The organism is Aquimarina spinulae, assembly GCF_943373825.1.
In the GTDB taxonomy this organism is placed as follows: Bacteria; Bacteroidota; Bacteroidia; order Flavobacteriales; family Flavobacteriaceae; genus Aquimarina; species Aquimarina spinulae.
The window spans coordinates 2,342,736-2,357,146 of sequence record NZ_CALSBP010000002.1 but is presented as its reverse complement, the minus strand read 5'-3'; the positions used below and the strand labels follow the sequence as shown (position 1 = coordinate 2,357,146).

Genomic DNA, 14,411 nt, shown 5'->3' with positions numbered 1-14,411 from the left:
TACTATTTCTTATCAAATACTAAAGTACCATAATTACGCATTTGTGTCATAATCCATTGTTTTCTTTTTTTGGTGTATGCCGAAGGCGGATTTGCCAAAAAGCGTATGGGATTAGGAAGTATTGCTGCGATAGCTGCAGCCTGGTCCTTATTGAGTGCTGCGGCAGAGGTATTAAACCAAAACTGGGCAGCAGCTTCGGCTCCGTAGATCCCATCTCCCATTTCTATACTATTTAAGTAAATTTCTAGAATACGTTCTTTACTCCAGAAAGTTTCTATCAAAAATGTAAAATAAGTTTCGAACCCTTTTCGTACCCAGCTGCGATGCGGCCATAAAAAAACATTTTTGGCAGTTTGTTGAGAAATCGTACTTGCACCTCGCAATCGTTTTCCAGATTTGTATTCTGCCATTGCTTTTTCGATAGCTTCTTTGTCAAAACCATTATGGTTAATAAATCGTTGATCTTCGCTGCAAATAACTGCTAGTTGTAGGTTCTTAGAAATCTTGGATAATGGTACCCATTGATGGCGAATGGTATATTTATTTTTAGATTGTAATTTTCGAATTCCCATTAACGGGGTAGCAGGAACATTAACCCATGTATATAGTAATACCCACAGCACACTTAGTATGATAAATGCGATGCAGCTTTTAAGTATAAAACGGAAGTATTTTTTCATAATTCAACAGGAATCGACTTATAAAAGATCAGCTAATTCTGCACCTACCAAACTTCCTATTGCAACGCCCATTCCGCCCTGGCGCACGCCACAAAATACGTTTTGGGATAATTGTTTAACAATAGATTGTTTTTGATTTCCTACTCCCATAATTCCGCTCCAGCGATGATTGATTTCAAAATTAATATCGGGCAAAATTACATCTCGTAAAATTTCTTCTAATTTTTGTTGTATCAATTCAGTTTGAGCCAAATCTGTAGTTTCTTCAGCTTTAAAATCTAGATTTCGACCTCCGCCAAATAGGATTCTGTTATCAATATTTCTAAAATAATAATATCCTTTATCTAGATGAAATGTTCCTTTAATATGTAAATTATCTATGGGTTGGGTAATCAAGACCTGAGCGCGAGCGGGTTTTACCTCCTCAATTCCTAATTGAGAAGCAAAGCCATTTGTAGCGATCAATACTTTGTGTGTAGAGAACGTAAACTGATCGGTTTTTATTTTAACAGAAGTGTTGTCATCATCAAAAGTTTCGACTGTGCAATTGTTTAGAATCTTAATGCCAGAATTTCGAACTTTTTTTAGTAGTGCTTCCATCATTTTTCCGGTATCGATTTGACCTTCAAATTGATTTATGATGTATTGAGACTGGATGTTTCCAAAATTGAAAATGTTAGGACTTGTGCTAAAAACATCATCTTCAAAAATTGGTTTTAATAACGTATTTATTTGCTCTCTTTTTGAAAAACAGTCTTCATAAAGAGCCTGGTCATTTTTGGTAAAAAGTTCATAACCGCCATTTTGAAAATAGCCAATAGTCTGATCTCCCAGATGTTTTCTCAATAGTTGAAGCCCATTGTGCCTTTTTTTAACAAGCTGTAGTACTTCTTCTTCGCTATGCGAATTTAGGTCGTCTAGAATTTCTGATAGGCTTCCAAAACAAGCAAAACCTGCATTTTTGGTACTGGCTCCATTTGGTAATATACCACGCTCCAGAATAAGAATTTTAGCTTTTGGAAAATTGTTTTGTAATCTTAATGCACAAGTAAGTCCTACAATTCCACTTCCGATAACAGTAAAATCGATGTTAGATAACCAAGTTTTATGTTCCCAATAACTAAAATTCATAGAAGAAGAATTTGATTTGTTTGAAAAACAAATATAGTCGTTCCTAAAGAGATTTTACGATTTCTTATATAGTTACAATAGTAGAAAATCCCTTTTAAGAAGTTGTTCTTAAAAGAGGATTAAGAATATAGCTTATTATCTAGAAAATGCAATTTTGATAGCAAAAGTAAAAGGTATAAAAAAAGCCTCATTGCTGAGGCTTAATTGGTTGTTATTCAGTTGGGTCTTCCATTTCAAAATCTTCCATAAACTTAGTGGTATAATTTCCAGAGATATAATCTGGATCGTCCATAAGCTGTCTATGAAAGGGAACGGTAGTTTTTATACCTTCTACAACGAATTCATCTAACGCTCTTTTCATTTTATTAATCGCCTCTTCACGTGTTTGTGCAGTGGTTATTAATTTGGCAATCATAGAATCGTAGTTAGGCGGAATAATATATCCACTATATACATGAGTATCTACTCGTACACCATGACCTCCTGGTATATGTAAATTGGTAATTTTACCGGGTGAAGGTCGAAAATCTTTATATGGATCTTCGGCATTGATTCTGCATTCTATAGAATGTAATTGTGGGAAATAATTTTTACCCGAAATTGGCACTCCTGCAGCAACAAGAATTTGTTCTCTAATTAGATCATAATCAACTACTTGTTCTGTGATAGGGTGTTCTACCTGGATACGGGTATTCATTTCCATAAAGTAGAAATTACGGTGTTTGTCAACCAAAAATTCTACTGTTCCTGCACCTTCATATTTGATGAATTCTGAAGCTTTTACTGCAGCTTCTCCCATTTTTTTACGCAATTCATCTGTCATGAATGGCGAAGGAGTTTCTTCTGTAAGCTTTTGGTGTCTACGTTGTACCGAGCAATCTCTTTCAGATAAATGACAAGCTCTTCCGTTGCTATCTCCTACAATCTGAATTTCTATATGGCGTGGTTCTTCGATGAGTTTCTCCATATACATACCATCATTACCAAATGAGGCTGCTGCTTCCTGGCGGGCACTATCCCATGATTTTCTCAAGTCTTCTTTTGCCCATACAGCACGCATACCTTTTCCACCACCACCAGCCGTAGCTTTTAGCATTACAGGGTACCCCATTTCATCGGCAAGCTTCTCGGTTTCTTCAAAAGAATCCAAGATACCTTCGCTACCTGGGATTGTAGGCACTCCTGCTGCTTTCATAGTAGCTTTTGCAGAGGCTTTATCACCCATTTGATCAATCATTTCGGCACTGGCACCAATAAACTTTATTTCATGCTCTTCACAAATTTTAGAGAACTTAGCGTTCTCAGAAAGGAAACCATAGCCTGGATGTATTGCATCTGCATTTGTGATTTCTGCGGCAGCAATAATATTAGACATTTTAAGATAGGATTCGTTACTGGGTGCAGGTCCGATACAAACGGCTTCATCTGCGAAACGTACATGTAAACTTTCTGCATCTGCTGTAGAGTATACCGCAACAGATTTTATCCCCATTTCTTTGCAGGTTCTGATTACACGCAATGCAATCTCACCTCTATTTGCAATTAGAATTTTTTTAAACATAACTTCTTAGAAATTACAATAATCAAACAACAAATTTCAATTCTTGATATGTGATTTGAAATTTAAAGGTTTGAAATTATGGGATTAATTATGATGGGTCTACTAAGAATAGTGGTTGATCAAATTCTACTGGAGAAGAGTCATCAACTAATACTTTTACAATTTTACCAGAAACTTCACTTTCGATCTCATTAAAGAGTTTCATTGCTTCAATAATACAAAGTACATCACCTTCTTTTATAGAATCACCAACTTCTACAAATGTAGGTTTGTCTGGTGATGGTTTTCTGTATAAAGTACCTATTATAGGTGATTTGATAGTTATGTATTTTGAATTATCGTCAGAAGCACTTTTTTCTTCTACAACTGCTGCAGGAGTAATTGCAGTAGGTGTTGGTTGTGATTGTACAGGAGCTACCACCTGAGGGGTTACTGGCAGTTGTTGTACAATTGTCGTTTCTTTACCATCTTCTGATGCAGTTTTAATGGTGATTTTAATGTCATCCATTTCTAACTTTACTTCGCTAGCCCCTGATTTGGCTACGAATTTAATTAAATTCTGAATTTCTTTTAAATCCATAATGTGGGTATTGTGTGTTTTAGTTGTTTAGGAATTATAGGCCCATTTAAGATAAATGGATCCCCAAGTAAAGCCTCCACCGAATGAGGCAAATACTATGTTGTCTCCTTTTTTGAGTTGTTTCTCGTAATCGTGTAACAATAATGGTAAGGTGGCTGAGGTTGTATTACCATATCGTTGGATATTCATAAGAACTTTACTTTCATCTAGCTCCATTCTTTTGGCTGTAGCGTCGATGATACGTTTATTGGCTTGATGTGCAATAAGCCAATTTACATCCTGTCCTGTTAAACTATTACGTTCCATAATCTTAGAACTGGCATCTGCCATATTAGAAACTGCATATTTAAATACAGTTTTTCCGTCTTGTTGAACAAAGTGCTGCCTTTTGGCTACAGTTTCTTCTGATGGAGGTAGAATAGATCCTCCAGCTTCAATTTTTAAGAACTCTCTTCCTATACCATCGGTACGCAGGTATTCGTCTTGAAGACCTAAGCCTTCATCATTGGGTTCAAAAAGAGCTGCACCACCACCGTCACCAAAAATGATGCAAGTGGTACGATCGGTATAATCAATAATAGAGGACATTTTATCGGCTCCTATTACTAACACTTTTTTATATCTTCCTGATTCTATATAACTGGCGGCAGTAGACATTCCATATAAAAAACTGGAGCAAGCTGCCTGTAAGTCGTAGGAAAAAGCATTAACGGCTCCAATCTTCGAAGCTGTGTATGCTGCGGTTGCAGCAACTGGAAGATCTGGAGTTGCAGTTGCAAAAATCACCATGTCAATCTCTTTAGGGTCGAGATTTTTTTTAGCGATTAGATCTTCTGCCGCTTTTATACCTAAGAAAGATGTTCCCTTATCTTTATCTTTTAGTATCCTGCGTTCTTTGATACCTGTACGACTGGTTATCCATTCGTCGTTAGTTTCGACCATTGTTGCTAATATATCATTAGATAACACATAGTCTGGCACGTATGCACCTACAGCGGTGATAGCGGCTGTGATTTTACTCATATCTTAGTTTTAGTTTCACAAACTATAGCATAAAAATGCGCTCAAAAAGTTGTCGAAATTACTAAATTATACACAAATATGGCGCAAAATAACGGGATTTTGACACATATTCAACTAAAAACAAAAAAACTCTCACATTTGTGAGAGCTCTCTTTAAAATTTTAACAGTATCCTTACGCTACTTCTTCTTCAGTATTGTCGATAACAATTTGACCACGATAGTATAATTTACCTTCATGCCAATGTGCTCTATGATATAAATGCGCCTCTCCAGTAGTTGGATCAGTAGCTATTTGTGGTACAGAAGCTTTATAATGCGTTCTTCTTTTATCTCTTCTTGTTTTCGATATTTTTCTCTTAGGATGTGCCATTGCTTAGCTATTGTTTATCGTTTAATAAGTTTTTTAATTTATCCCAGCGAGGATCTGTCTCCTCATTGTTGTTTACTATTGTTTTTTCTTTTGGACTTAATTCTTCTAATTTTTCAAGTATGTCTGATTCTAATGTTCCGTTTTCAACACCTGGATGAACTCTTTTGGATGGCATAGCCAAAACAATAAGCTCATAAATATATTGTTGAACGTTTACTTCATAATCCCCGTGAGGAATAATAAGAAGCTCTTCATTTTCATCATTATATTCGTCTCCAAACTTCACTACCAAAAAGAATTCATTCTTAATAGGTAAGTCAAAAGGTTCATTGGTGAGATCACAATTTACATTTACAGTTCCAGTTGCTTTAAATTGAAGTTCTAATAAAGTTGTTTTTTTATTAAACTCCATATCAACTTTTACTGCAGATGAATTAAACTCATCATACTCAAAATGTTCAAAGAACGTATTGTCAATTTGATACTCAAACTGGTGTAATCCTTGCTTCAGCCCAACAAAAGGAATAGTATACTCTTTAAGTTGTATCATTTCATCATCAGTTTCAAGTGCCTATCAATTTGATAAAGGCGGGTGCAAAGATAATAAAAATTCGTTATGAAAGTATTTTTGTAAACAAAATTATATCAGATTGTTAGTGATTAATTAGGTTTAAGGATTAAGGTAATAGGTTTGAGGATCATTTTTATACTTAATTCCTAACCTCTCATGACTTATTTTGCGGTTTACGAGGTTGTTTTTTTAGAGGATTTTTAGTTAGTTCATTATATTCATTTCTATTTTTAAAAATTTTTAATGCCGCAAAAACAGCTTCTTTAAATGAGCTATTATCGGCTAGGTTTTTTCCTGCAATTTCAAAAGCAGTACCATGATCTGGAGAAGTACGAACTTTATGTAGGCCTGCAGTATAATTTACTCCTTTGCCAAAAGAGAGTGTTTTAAAAGGAATTAATCCCTGATCATGATATGAAGCTACAACAGCATCGAAAGCTTTATAATTATTAGAACCAAAAAAACTATCTGCTGCATAGGGTCCATATACTAATATGCCAGATTCATTAATTTTTTGGATCGTTGGCTTTAATACATCTTCATCTTCTTTACCAATTACGCCGTTGTCTCCACTATGTGGATTAATTCCTAGTACCGCAATTTTTGGTTTTGAGATACCAAAATCTTGTTTAAGCGCATGATGAATAGTATCTATTTTTTGTTCAATCAATTCTGGTGTAATGGTATCGGCTATATCCTTAACGGCCACATGATCGGTAAGTAATCCAACTTTTAAATCATCGGTAATCATAAACATAAGACTATTTCCTTCTAGTTCCTGATCCAGATAATCAGTATGTCCTGGGAATTTAAATTCTTCAGATTGAATACTGTGTTTATTAATAGGTGCAGTGACCAGCACATCAATTTGATCATTTTTTAAAGCTTCGGTTGCAGATTTAAGTGATTTGATCGCATAGCTTCCTACTTTTTCATCTTCTTGCCCAAAATTAATACTAACGGCTTCTTTCCAAACATTAAGAACATTTATTTTACCATCCAGAATCTGAGATGTCTTATCTATACCATGAAGGTTTATGTTGCTTTTATATTGTTTTTTTATGAAAGAAAGAATTTTTACCGAGGCAAAAATTACCGGAGTACAAAAATCTAACATTCGCGAATCTTCAAAAGTTTTAAGGATAACTTCACTTCCTATTCCGTTAAGGTCGCCAATAGAAATCCCTAATCTTATTTTTTCTTCTTTCTTCATTATATAAACTACTTTATCAGTATTTTTGAAATCTAAAATCAGACTTCAAACTTCAAGGTCACAAATTTAATTAAATAATTCGCATTTATGTTTACAGGAATCATCGAAGAATTAGGAATTGTTACTTCTTTACAAACTAATAAAGAAAATCTGGATATTACAGTACGTGCGAATTTTACTTCAGAATTGAAGATTGATCAAAGTATAGCGCATAATGGGGTTTGTTTAACAGTGGTGTCTATTAATGAAGATATGTATACAGTTACGGCGATCAAAGAAACGTTGGATAAGACTAATCTTAATACCCTTGTGGTTGATGCCGTAGTAAACCTGGAAAGGGGAATGAAATTAGGCGATAGGTTAGATGGGCATATTGTACAAGGTCATGTAGATCAAACTGCAATTTGCACAGCAATCACAGAGGCTGATGGAAGTTGGTATTTTACTTTTGATTATGATCCTTCACTAAATAATATCACTATAGAAAAAGGATCGGTAACGGTTAATGGAGTTAGTTTGACTGTAGTTAATTCTAAAAAGAACGAATTTAGTGTTGCTATTATTCCATATACTTATGAGCATACAAACTTTAACACTTTTAAAGAGGGAAGTGTTGTTAACCTTGAGTTTGATGTAATTGGCAAATATGTAAAACGAATTACTGAACTAAGATAACTTATTTTATAAGTATTTATGTATAATAAATAATAAGGAAAGTTGAAAGAAGTAGAATGGCAATTATACCAATTCTACTTCGTTAAATTTAAAAAGTGAAACCCTGTTTCTTTCGATCTTTAAGAGTACTCCTCCCAGATCGCTTAAAGTGGAGCAGGATTCGAAATCCAATACTTTACCAAAATACTGGCTTTTTGCATCAATTACTTTATACTGCATAATTCTAGATTTGATTTATTTTCCCAATTTTCATTATAGTAGTTCTTTCCCCAAAAAACATACCATATCGTATCAAATTCAAAGTAAATTTAATAGACATGTTTGATTTTTTAAAATAAACTTATCAGGTTTTATTAACAAAACTCATAGGCTTTAAAGGTTAAAACTCTGTAAAACAATAAGTTGTGTATTATTAGATCTTCCTTGTATTTTTGCTTTTTATAATAATAAGTTGAAAAATAAAGGCATAAAAGTGAAATATATCTATTGGAATAATTCCTAATTTTGTATTTTTGTATTGGAATTATTCCTAATAATAAAAATATAAACCATTAATTAAAACTTTAAGATTTACTTAAGCTTTTTGGGTTAATTTTTTAAAGTCCTGGCATGCGTTTTGTAAAAACAGAGATAACTTCAAATCGTATATTTATGAGGATATGAATACTTAACCTGGTGTAAATTACTCTTATGTTATGAGTGGTATTAACTACGAAATACAAAACCGAAAATTACAATCGTATAAGCATACTTTTGATTATGACTTCTGCAAAAAGAAGTATGATGAATATGCTCATATGACATTAGATGAGTTTAGAGAATGCTTAAAAGATGCTCAAAAGTTAGGGGAGATAGGTCATTTATGTTGTTTTATTTTATGGGTAAAAAATAAGGCGAGGTATGAGTATAGGGATAGTTTGGGTGATTATGGATTGATTCATCTACTATTTCATTGCCTAGAAAATCAACACCATGCAGAAGTGCATGCCGAATATATTCATATGTTATTTAAGGAGGACATTAAATTGGTATAGTTTTCTTTCTTCTGAAACGTGGATAAAAAAGCTTCTAAGGTTTGTTTTGTTAATCATTTATGTATTATATAAGAAATTTTCCATTTTCATAGATCAGTTTTCCATCTGCTAATATCTGACCTCCTTGTGTCATGTCTGTTATCATATCCCAATGGATAATAGATTTGTTTTTAGCACCAGTTTGAAAATACGATTGCCCTACTGCCATATGTATAGTGCCTCCAATTTTTTCATCAAATAAAATGTTTTTTGTGGCTTGCTGTATATTGTAATTGGTTCCGATAGCTACTTCTCCAAAATAATTAGCTCCCGGAACTTTAAATATGTCGTCTAATAATTCTTGTCCTTCTTCTGCTTTCCAGTCTATAATTTTACCATCTTTAACCCTTAGTGTAATTCCTTTTACGATATGACCTTCAAAGACAGAAGGTAAGCTAAAATATACTGTTCCGTTCACGCTATCCTCAATTGGCCCGGTAAATACTTCTCCGCTGGGCATATTTGTTCGCCCGTCAGAGTTTATCCATTTTCGTCCTTTAACACTAAACTGTATGTCGGTTCCTTTGGTGATATACTGTACCTTGTCTACCTTGTTTAAATAATCAACAATATTTTGTTGTTCTTTCCGTATGTGTAACCAGGATGTTTTAGGATCTTCATTAAATAGGTGGCAAGCGTTAAAGACAAAATGAGAATACTCTTCTAGTGACATGCCTGCCATTTGAGCACCGGCTTGTGTTGGATATAAACACAAGGTTCGTTTTAAACTGCCATTGGCAGTTCTTTTGTAATAATGTTCTGTTATTGGTTTTAAAGTTTCTTTGTGCTTTCGTTGTTTTTGAGTATCTATATTTTGATTTTCGATGAGATTATGAGGAGCCATAATTTTAAGATAAGCATCAAAATGCTCCATCGCATGTGCGTATAATACAGGAGGTTGGTTTAATTGCTTTTCTTCAGAATTATCAATTTTAATTTTATGAGCTTCACTAAACTCCAATTGGTATTCTACATGTGCTCCGGCTTTGATAGCAGTTCTAAAAACTTCTCGCACTAATGGTTCTGCAAGTGTTGTAGTTTGAATAAATAATTTATCTCCCGGTTGTATATCAAGGGAGTAATGTACCAATAGATCTGCGTATTTTTTTAATATAGATGAATTCATTTTTTTAGTATTGATTATTAGATTATTGCTGCTGTTGTTATGATTTCAATGAGGCAACCGAGATGTAATTCGGCATTACCAACTACTGCTCTGGCGGGTTTATGATCTCCAAAAAAATCAGCATATACTTTATCTATTGTTGACCAATGTGCAACATCATTAATAAAAATCTCATTTCTAATGATATGATTTTTACTGCTTCCGGCTTTTTTTAGCGTGAGTTCTATATTCTGTAATAATAATTTTGTTTGTGCTTCGATACCTGCAGGTACTTCTTTGGTGATTGGATGTATTGGTAATTGCCCGCTTAAATAAAGGGAGCCTTTATGTTCTACCCACATAGCATAGTGTCCATTACTTTTGGGTATGTTTAATGCTTCATTTGTCTTCATGTTTTTTATTTGAGTTGGTTGTTCAGATTTTTGTCTAAATATCCCGTGTACTTCCTGATATTTTTATGCTAGATCCTATTGTAGGAGTGTATTCTACTATTAGTCGTGATGGAGATCCCATATCTTCTCCCTGGATGATTTCGAATTTATTATTTCCTTTCCAATTTATATCACGTAAATAACCAGCTAAAGCCGCAGCAGCAGCTCCTGTAGCAGGATCTTCATATACTCCTCCTGAGGCAAATGCGTTTCTGGAATGAAATACATTATTGTCATCTAACCACAATAAGCTTATAGTGACCAGGCTTTCTTTAAGCATAAGAGTTTTGGTTTTTTCGAATTTATACTTCATATCGGCTATCGTTTTTCGATCATTTACTACAAGAATAAGGTGTTTGGCTCCTGCAAAAGCATATCGAATCGGAAAATCTGCATGAAGTGCCGAAACAGGAAGGTTAAATAAATCAAGAACATCATCTATAACAGTTTGCGGCGCAGGTTTTGACCAAGTTTCTGGTGATTGTAATGTTACTTTAAAATCATTTCCCGTGGTTTTTTTAACGGCAACACTAATTTCTCCGTTGTTTAAAAACAGCTTGTATGTTCCTTCTCCATGGCTTTGTCCCAGGCCTGCTCCTGTGGCAATGGTAGCATGACCACAAAAATCGACTTCTATTTCAGGAGAAAAATACCGAATACGCCATCCGTTATCTTTAGGGTGTAAAAAAGCAGTTTCAGAGAATCCCACTTCTTTAGCAATGCTAAACATTTCTTCTTCTTTCGGCATTTTATCTGTTATTACAACACCTGCAGGATTTCCTCCTGTATTGTTATAAGAGAAAGCTGCTATTTTTTGAATTTTTGTTGTTTTCATATAGTTATTGTGGTTTTAAATACAACTATTGCATTGCCTGTAATTTGTACTTGTTTTGGTCGATTATGTGCACAGGTCACATGAACATTCATATAGCCTGTGCGCTTCATTTTTTCACCTTGTTTGATTTTAAACGTAAATTCTTTACCGTTATATGTAACCAATTCATGATGAATTAAATAAGCACCTAAAGGACCATTAGCATTCCCAGTAACGGGGTCTTCATTTATACCTATAGCAGGAGCAAACATGCGCCCATCGATCAAACAATCCTTATCAGTAGAATCAAACGTAAAAACATAATACCCATTACATCCAATTATTTTGCTGAGTTCACTAAGCTTGCTATTATTGGGTTTAAGAGCATTAAGTGTTTTATTATTTTTGATGCCTATCATTACTTTAGAATGTCCTGTAGAAGCAATTTGAATAGGACATTTTTCATCTATATCAGCACTTTTTAGCCCAAGTGCAGCTATAATTTGATGTTGAATTTCTATACTAAAAGGTGGCTCAAAACTGATAGAGCCTTGTGTCATTTCTATTTTATAATCATCATCTTTTTTATAGATAGTAAATGGTAAAACCCCTACTTTGGTTTTCATCCTTAATACACAAGAATTCAGATTTTCGGATATGGCTTTGGCATACATAGCAGCAATAGTTGCGTGACCACAAATAGGAACCTCTACTGTAGGTGTAAAATATCGTATAACACCATCATTGTCTTTGCCATCAGAGGGGAAGATAAATGCTGTTTCAGAGTTATTTAATTCTCGTGCGATAGCCAGCATTTGAGTATCATCTAATCCTGTTGCGTTAATTATAACTCCTGCAGGGTTTCCTTTAAATTTTTCTTTGGTGAAAGCATCTATTTGATATACGGTAAATTTTTTCATGCTCCTGTTTTTGTTAAATCGCTATAAAACGATCAATGTCTTTTTGAGTAGTATGGAGATTCTTTACCTACCCACTCTATGCACCTGTCTAGACCACTGTAAATTCAATCGTTCCCAGGGATCCATATAGGGCAGTATAAGAACCTTTGGTTAGTGGTACTATTTGCCCAACTGTACCAGTCATAAGGATGTGTTCTGGCGTAATTGGGTATCCTTGATCCAAGGTCTTATTGATTAACCATACTAGTGATGTCCATTGGTCTCCCATAGCGTCACTTCCTTTTCCTCTGCTAATTTCTTCTTTACCCAATGCTAGGGTTATGATTTCTTCATTAATATTTACATCTGGATTCACTGGTTTTCCTTGAATAATTACAGCGCCTGCACCATTAGTAGCAATCATATCTTTTTGAGTTAACCTGGACATATCTGGATGTTTAATATCCGGGATTTCGATCATAGGTATAATTTCTTTCACCAATCCTTTTACTGTACCTAAAGTTACTTTTTTTGTGATTTTTGATTTCATTCGGTAACCGATTTCTGTTTCGAGAATTGGATTTTGAAATTCAGAGAGTTTAATTTCTGTAGTGTCGAAATAAAGTCCAGAAGTAAATCGTGCTGCTGCAAGTGGTTGAGTTGCCCCAAATTTTTTCTGAGAACCTTCAGAAGTCATACCAGCTTCGTAAGCAACTATAGTATCATTTTCTGATACTTTCTGTACCAAATGTTTCTGAATCTGATAAGCTTCATCCGAAGTTAATACTACATCAAAATCTGACAGATATGGTAGTGAGACCTCTTTCCTGTATGCTGCCATCATTTCTGACCTGTATAATAGAGCTTTTGAGTTGTAGATTTTATCTTTCATAAATACTTATTTCAATTAAATTTTTTATCAGGATCTCTAAAATATAATGACTCGGCAGATTCGTTATCTCTAATTTTTGACCATCTATTTGATCTCTTTTTTTATAAATTAAGATGATTTATGTGGTCTATTTCATATCATATAGATTGTTGAAATTGACACTATTTAAATCTTGAAGCATCTTCGGCTCCGGGGATTCTAAAAGTTTTTAACCAATCGGTAATGGATTGAATAAAAATTTTGGTAGTGCTCTTTTCTCTTACTACTGAACAATCATTAGGTAAACATTCTACATTACAATTCATAATTATGAGTATTTAAGGGTTAGTACTAATTTTTAATTCATTTTTGTATAATTAATCTGCTATGGCTGTAAATTCTATTTCTACCAACATATCAGGATTAATTAGTTTGGCTATTTCTACCATTGCGGTAGTGGGCTTTATAGTGCCAAAATATTCTCCATGTGCTTTTCCTATAGCTTCCCATTGAGATATATCGGTAGTATAAATTCTTGTTCGTATCACATTGTCTAAACTATATCCCATATCTTCCAAAACATTTTTAGCAGTTTCTATAATTGTTTTGGTCTGAAGATAAGGGTCGTCTATACCAATAATATCACCATCTTTACCGGTAGCGGTAGTACCAGAAACCTCGATGATATTCCCTGCTTTTACAGCTCTGGAGTATCCTACAATATCTTCCCAGGGGCTACCAGACGAAATGTTTTTTCTATTTTTCATTTTTATATAGTTTTATACTTTGTTTTTTTTGCTTTCATAATATTTTCTGGCTTTTACTTCGTTACCACAAGTATCCATATTGCACCATTTTCTACATTTGTTTTTACTCGAATCGAAGTAAATCCAACCGCAATTACCACATTCTTTTACCCGATCTATTTCTTCAGACATCAATAGTTCATGAGCCGCTTTTCCAATTTTTAAGATATAGCTATTTAGATCATTTGGGTCTATCTCCAAGTGTTCTTGAGGCTTATTGTCTACCACAAAAATTTTAGTGGATCTTCTGATTTTTTGTAAGAGTGTATCAAAACATTTAAGATCTTTTTCTTTGATTTCTCTTTGAAAAACAAGTCCTTGAAATACACGATGCAAAAATTCTCTTTTCCTTATAACTTCCTTTAGATTAAAACTAGCTTCATCAAAGTTTGATGTTTCATTTTCTAAAATATCAACGCGTTTTAACCAGGCAATCCATTCCTCTTTCCCGGTAAGGTAGTCTATAGGATCTGCAACCAGCCTGTCTTTAATCGTATTGATAAAATTGAGAGATAGATTTCCTCCGTCTAAAAGGCTGTTTTGTATATGTTCTACATTATTCATGGTGCAAAGTAAAATAATTATA

Annotated in this window: 19 protein-coding genes; 2 read left to right on the top strand and 17 right to left on the bottom strand. The window is 34.0% G+C overall.

All coding sequences use genetic code 11. The features are described 5' to 3' along the window. Positions 1 to 2: 2 nt before the first annotated feature. From mtgA to pdxA, 8 genes are all read right to left on the bottom strand, one after another. Complete coding sequence (mtgA, locus tag NNH57_RS16065) at positions 3 to 683, bottom strand: monofunctional biosynthetic peptidoglycan transglycosylase (RefSeq protein ID WP_199915453.1); 681 nt, start codon at positions 681 to 683, stop codon at positions 3 to 5. A gap of 15 nt (positions 684 to 698) precedes the next feature. Beyond that, positions 699 to 1,811: an NAD(P)/FAD-dependent oxidoreductase gene (locus tag NNH57_RS16060; protein ID WP_108809200.1), complete on the bottom strand. Its 1,113-nt coding sequence runs from the start codon at positions 1,809 to 1,811 to the stop codon at positions 699 to 701. A gap of 211 nt (positions 1,812 to 2,022) precedes the next feature. Then, positions 2,023 to 3,372, bottom strand: coding sequence for an acetyl-CoA carboxylase biotin carboxylase subunit (gene accC, locus NNH57_RS16055; protein WP_108809199.1), 1,350 nt, complete (start codon positions 3,370 to 3,372; stop codon positions 2,023 to 2,025). Between the two features lie 88 nt (positions 3,373 to 3,460). Beyond that, the gene (accB, locus tag NNH57_RS16050) at positions 3,461 to 3,952 is read right to left on the bottom strand and encodes an acetyl-CoA carboxylase biotin carboxyl carrier protein (RefSeq protein ID WP_074406844.1); all 492 of its coding nucleotides are present in this window, start codon (positions 3,950 to 3,952) and stop codon (positions 3,461 to 3,463) included. 27 nt (positions 3,953 to 3,979) lie between these two features. Next, positions 3,980 to 4,975 carry a beta-ketoacyl-ACP synthase III gene (locus NNH57_RS16045; RefSeq protein WP_074406845.1) on the bottom strand — a complete coding sequence of 332 codons (996 nt, stop codon included), beginning with the start codon at positions 4,973 to 4,975 and terminating at the stop codon, positions 3,980 to 3,982. A 173-nt stretch (positions 4,976 to 5,148) separates the two neighbouring features. Next, positions 5,149 to 5,346, bottom strand: a complete 198-nt coding sequence (gene rpmF, locus NNH57_RS16040) for a 50S ribosomal protein L32 (protein ID WP_024768393.1) — start codon at positions 5,344 to 5,346, stop codon at positions 5,149 to 5,151. A 7-nt stretch (positions 5,347 to 5,353) separates the two neighbouring features. Continuing rightward, entirely contained in the window at positions 5,354 to 5,896 is a 543-nt protein-coding gene (locus NNH57_RS16035; RefSeq protein ID WP_074406846.1) for a YceD family protein, read from the bottom strand. 175 nt (positions 5,897 to 6,071) lie between these two features. Then, entirely contained in the window at positions 6,072 to 7,130 is a 1,059-nt protein-coding gene (gene pdxA, locus NNH57_RS16030) for a 4-hydroxythreonine-4-phosphate dehydrogenase PdxA (RefSeq protein WP_108809198.1), read from the bottom strand. A gap of 87 nt (positions 7,131 to 7,217) precedes the next feature. On the opposite strand from pdxA, the gene NNH57_RS16025 reads away from it, so the two are divergent. Then, positions 7,218 to 7,805 carry a riboflavin synthase gene (locus tag NNH57_RS16025; RefSeq protein ID WP_074406848.1) on the top strand — a complete coding sequence of 196 codons (588 nt, stop codon included), beginning with the start codon at positions 7,218 to 7,220 and terminating at the stop codon, positions 7,803 to 7,805. A 63-nt stretch (positions 7,806 to 7,868) separates the two neighbouring features. Here the strand turns inward: NNH57_RS16025 and NNH57_RS16020 are convergent, their stop codons facing one another. After that, positions 7,869 to 8,024, bottom strand: coding sequence for a hypothetical protein (locus NNH57_RS16020; RefSeq protein ID WP_159099330.1), 156 nt, complete (start codon positions 8,022 to 8,024; stop codon positions 7,869 to 7,871). A gap of 476 nt (positions 8,025 to 8,500) precedes the next feature. Here NNH57_RS16020 and NNH57_RS16015 point away from each other — a divergent pair, with 476 nt between their 5' ends. Then, positions 8,501 to 8,839, top strand: coding sequence for a hypothetical protein (locus tag NNH57_RS16015; protein WP_074406849.1), 339 nt, complete (start codon positions 8,501 to 8,503; stop codon positions 8,837 to 8,839). A 64-nt stretch (positions 8,840 to 8,903) separates the two neighbouring features. Here NNH57_RS16015 and NNH57_RS16010 read toward each other — a convergent pair whose 3' ends face one another. From NNH57_RS16010 to NNH57_RS15975, 8 genes are all read right to left on the bottom strand, one after another. Next, the gene (locus tag NNH57_RS16010; protein WP_108809197.1) at positions 8,904 to 10,004 is read right to left on the bottom strand and encodes an aminopeptidase; all 1,101 of its coding nucleotides are present in this window, start codon (positions 10,002 to 10,004) and stop codon (positions 8,904 to 8,906) included. 17 nt (positions 10,005 to 10,021) lie between these two features. Further along, positions 10,022 to 10,396, bottom strand: coding sequence for a RidA family protein (locus tag NNH57_RS16005; protein ID WP_108809196.1), 375 nt, complete (start codon positions 10,394 to 10,396; stop codon positions 10,022 to 10,024). 34 nt (positions 10,397 to 10,430) lie between these two features. Continuing rightward, a complete protein-coding gene (locus tag NNH57_RS16000; RefSeq protein ID WP_108809195.1) occupies positions 10,431 to 11,270 on the bottom strand; it encodes a PhzF family phenazine biosynthesis protein in 840 nt (279 codons plus the stop codon). Further along, positions 11,267 to 12,169 carry a PhzF family isomerase gene (locus NNH57_RS15995; protein WP_074406859.1) on the bottom strand — a complete coding sequence of 301 codons (903 nt, stop codon included), beginning with the start codon at positions 12,167 to 12,169 and terminating at the stop codon, positions 11,267 to 11,269. The genes NNH57_RS16000 and NNH57_RS15995 overlap by 4 nt, the downstream gene beginning before the upstream one ends. Before the next feature lie 88 nt (positions 12,170 to 12,257). Then, on the bottom strand, positions 12,258 to 13,040 hold the full coding sequence (locus NNH57_RS15990) for a 2-keto-4-pentenoate hydratase (RefSeq protein ID WP_074406860.1): 783 nt from the start codon (positions 13,038 to 13,040) through the stop codon (positions 12,258 to 12,260). A 161-nt stretch (positions 13,041 to 13,201) separates the two neighbouring features. Then, positions 13,202 to 13,345 carry a hypothetical protein gene (locus tag NNH57_RS15985; protein ID WP_159099329.1) on the bottom strand — a complete coding sequence of 48 codons (144 nt, stop codon included), beginning with the start codon at positions 13,343 to 13,345 and terminating at the stop codon, positions 13,202 to 13,204. 51 nt (positions 13,346 to 13,396) lie between these two features. Beyond that, on the bottom strand, positions 13,397 to 13,786 hold the full coding sequence (locus tag NNH57_RS15980) for a RidA family protein (RefSeq protein ID WP_108809194.1): 390 nt from the start codon (positions 13,784 to 13,786) through the stop codon (positions 13,397 to 13,399). 12 nt (positions 13,787 to 13,798) lie between these two features. Then, complete coding sequence (locus NNH57_RS15975; protein ID WP_074406862.1) at positions 13,799 to 14,389, bottom strand: CGNR zinc finger domain-containing protein; 591 nt, start codon at positions 14,387 to 14,389, stop codon at positions 13,799 to 13,801. Positions 14,390 to 14,411 lie beyond the last annotated feature (22 nt).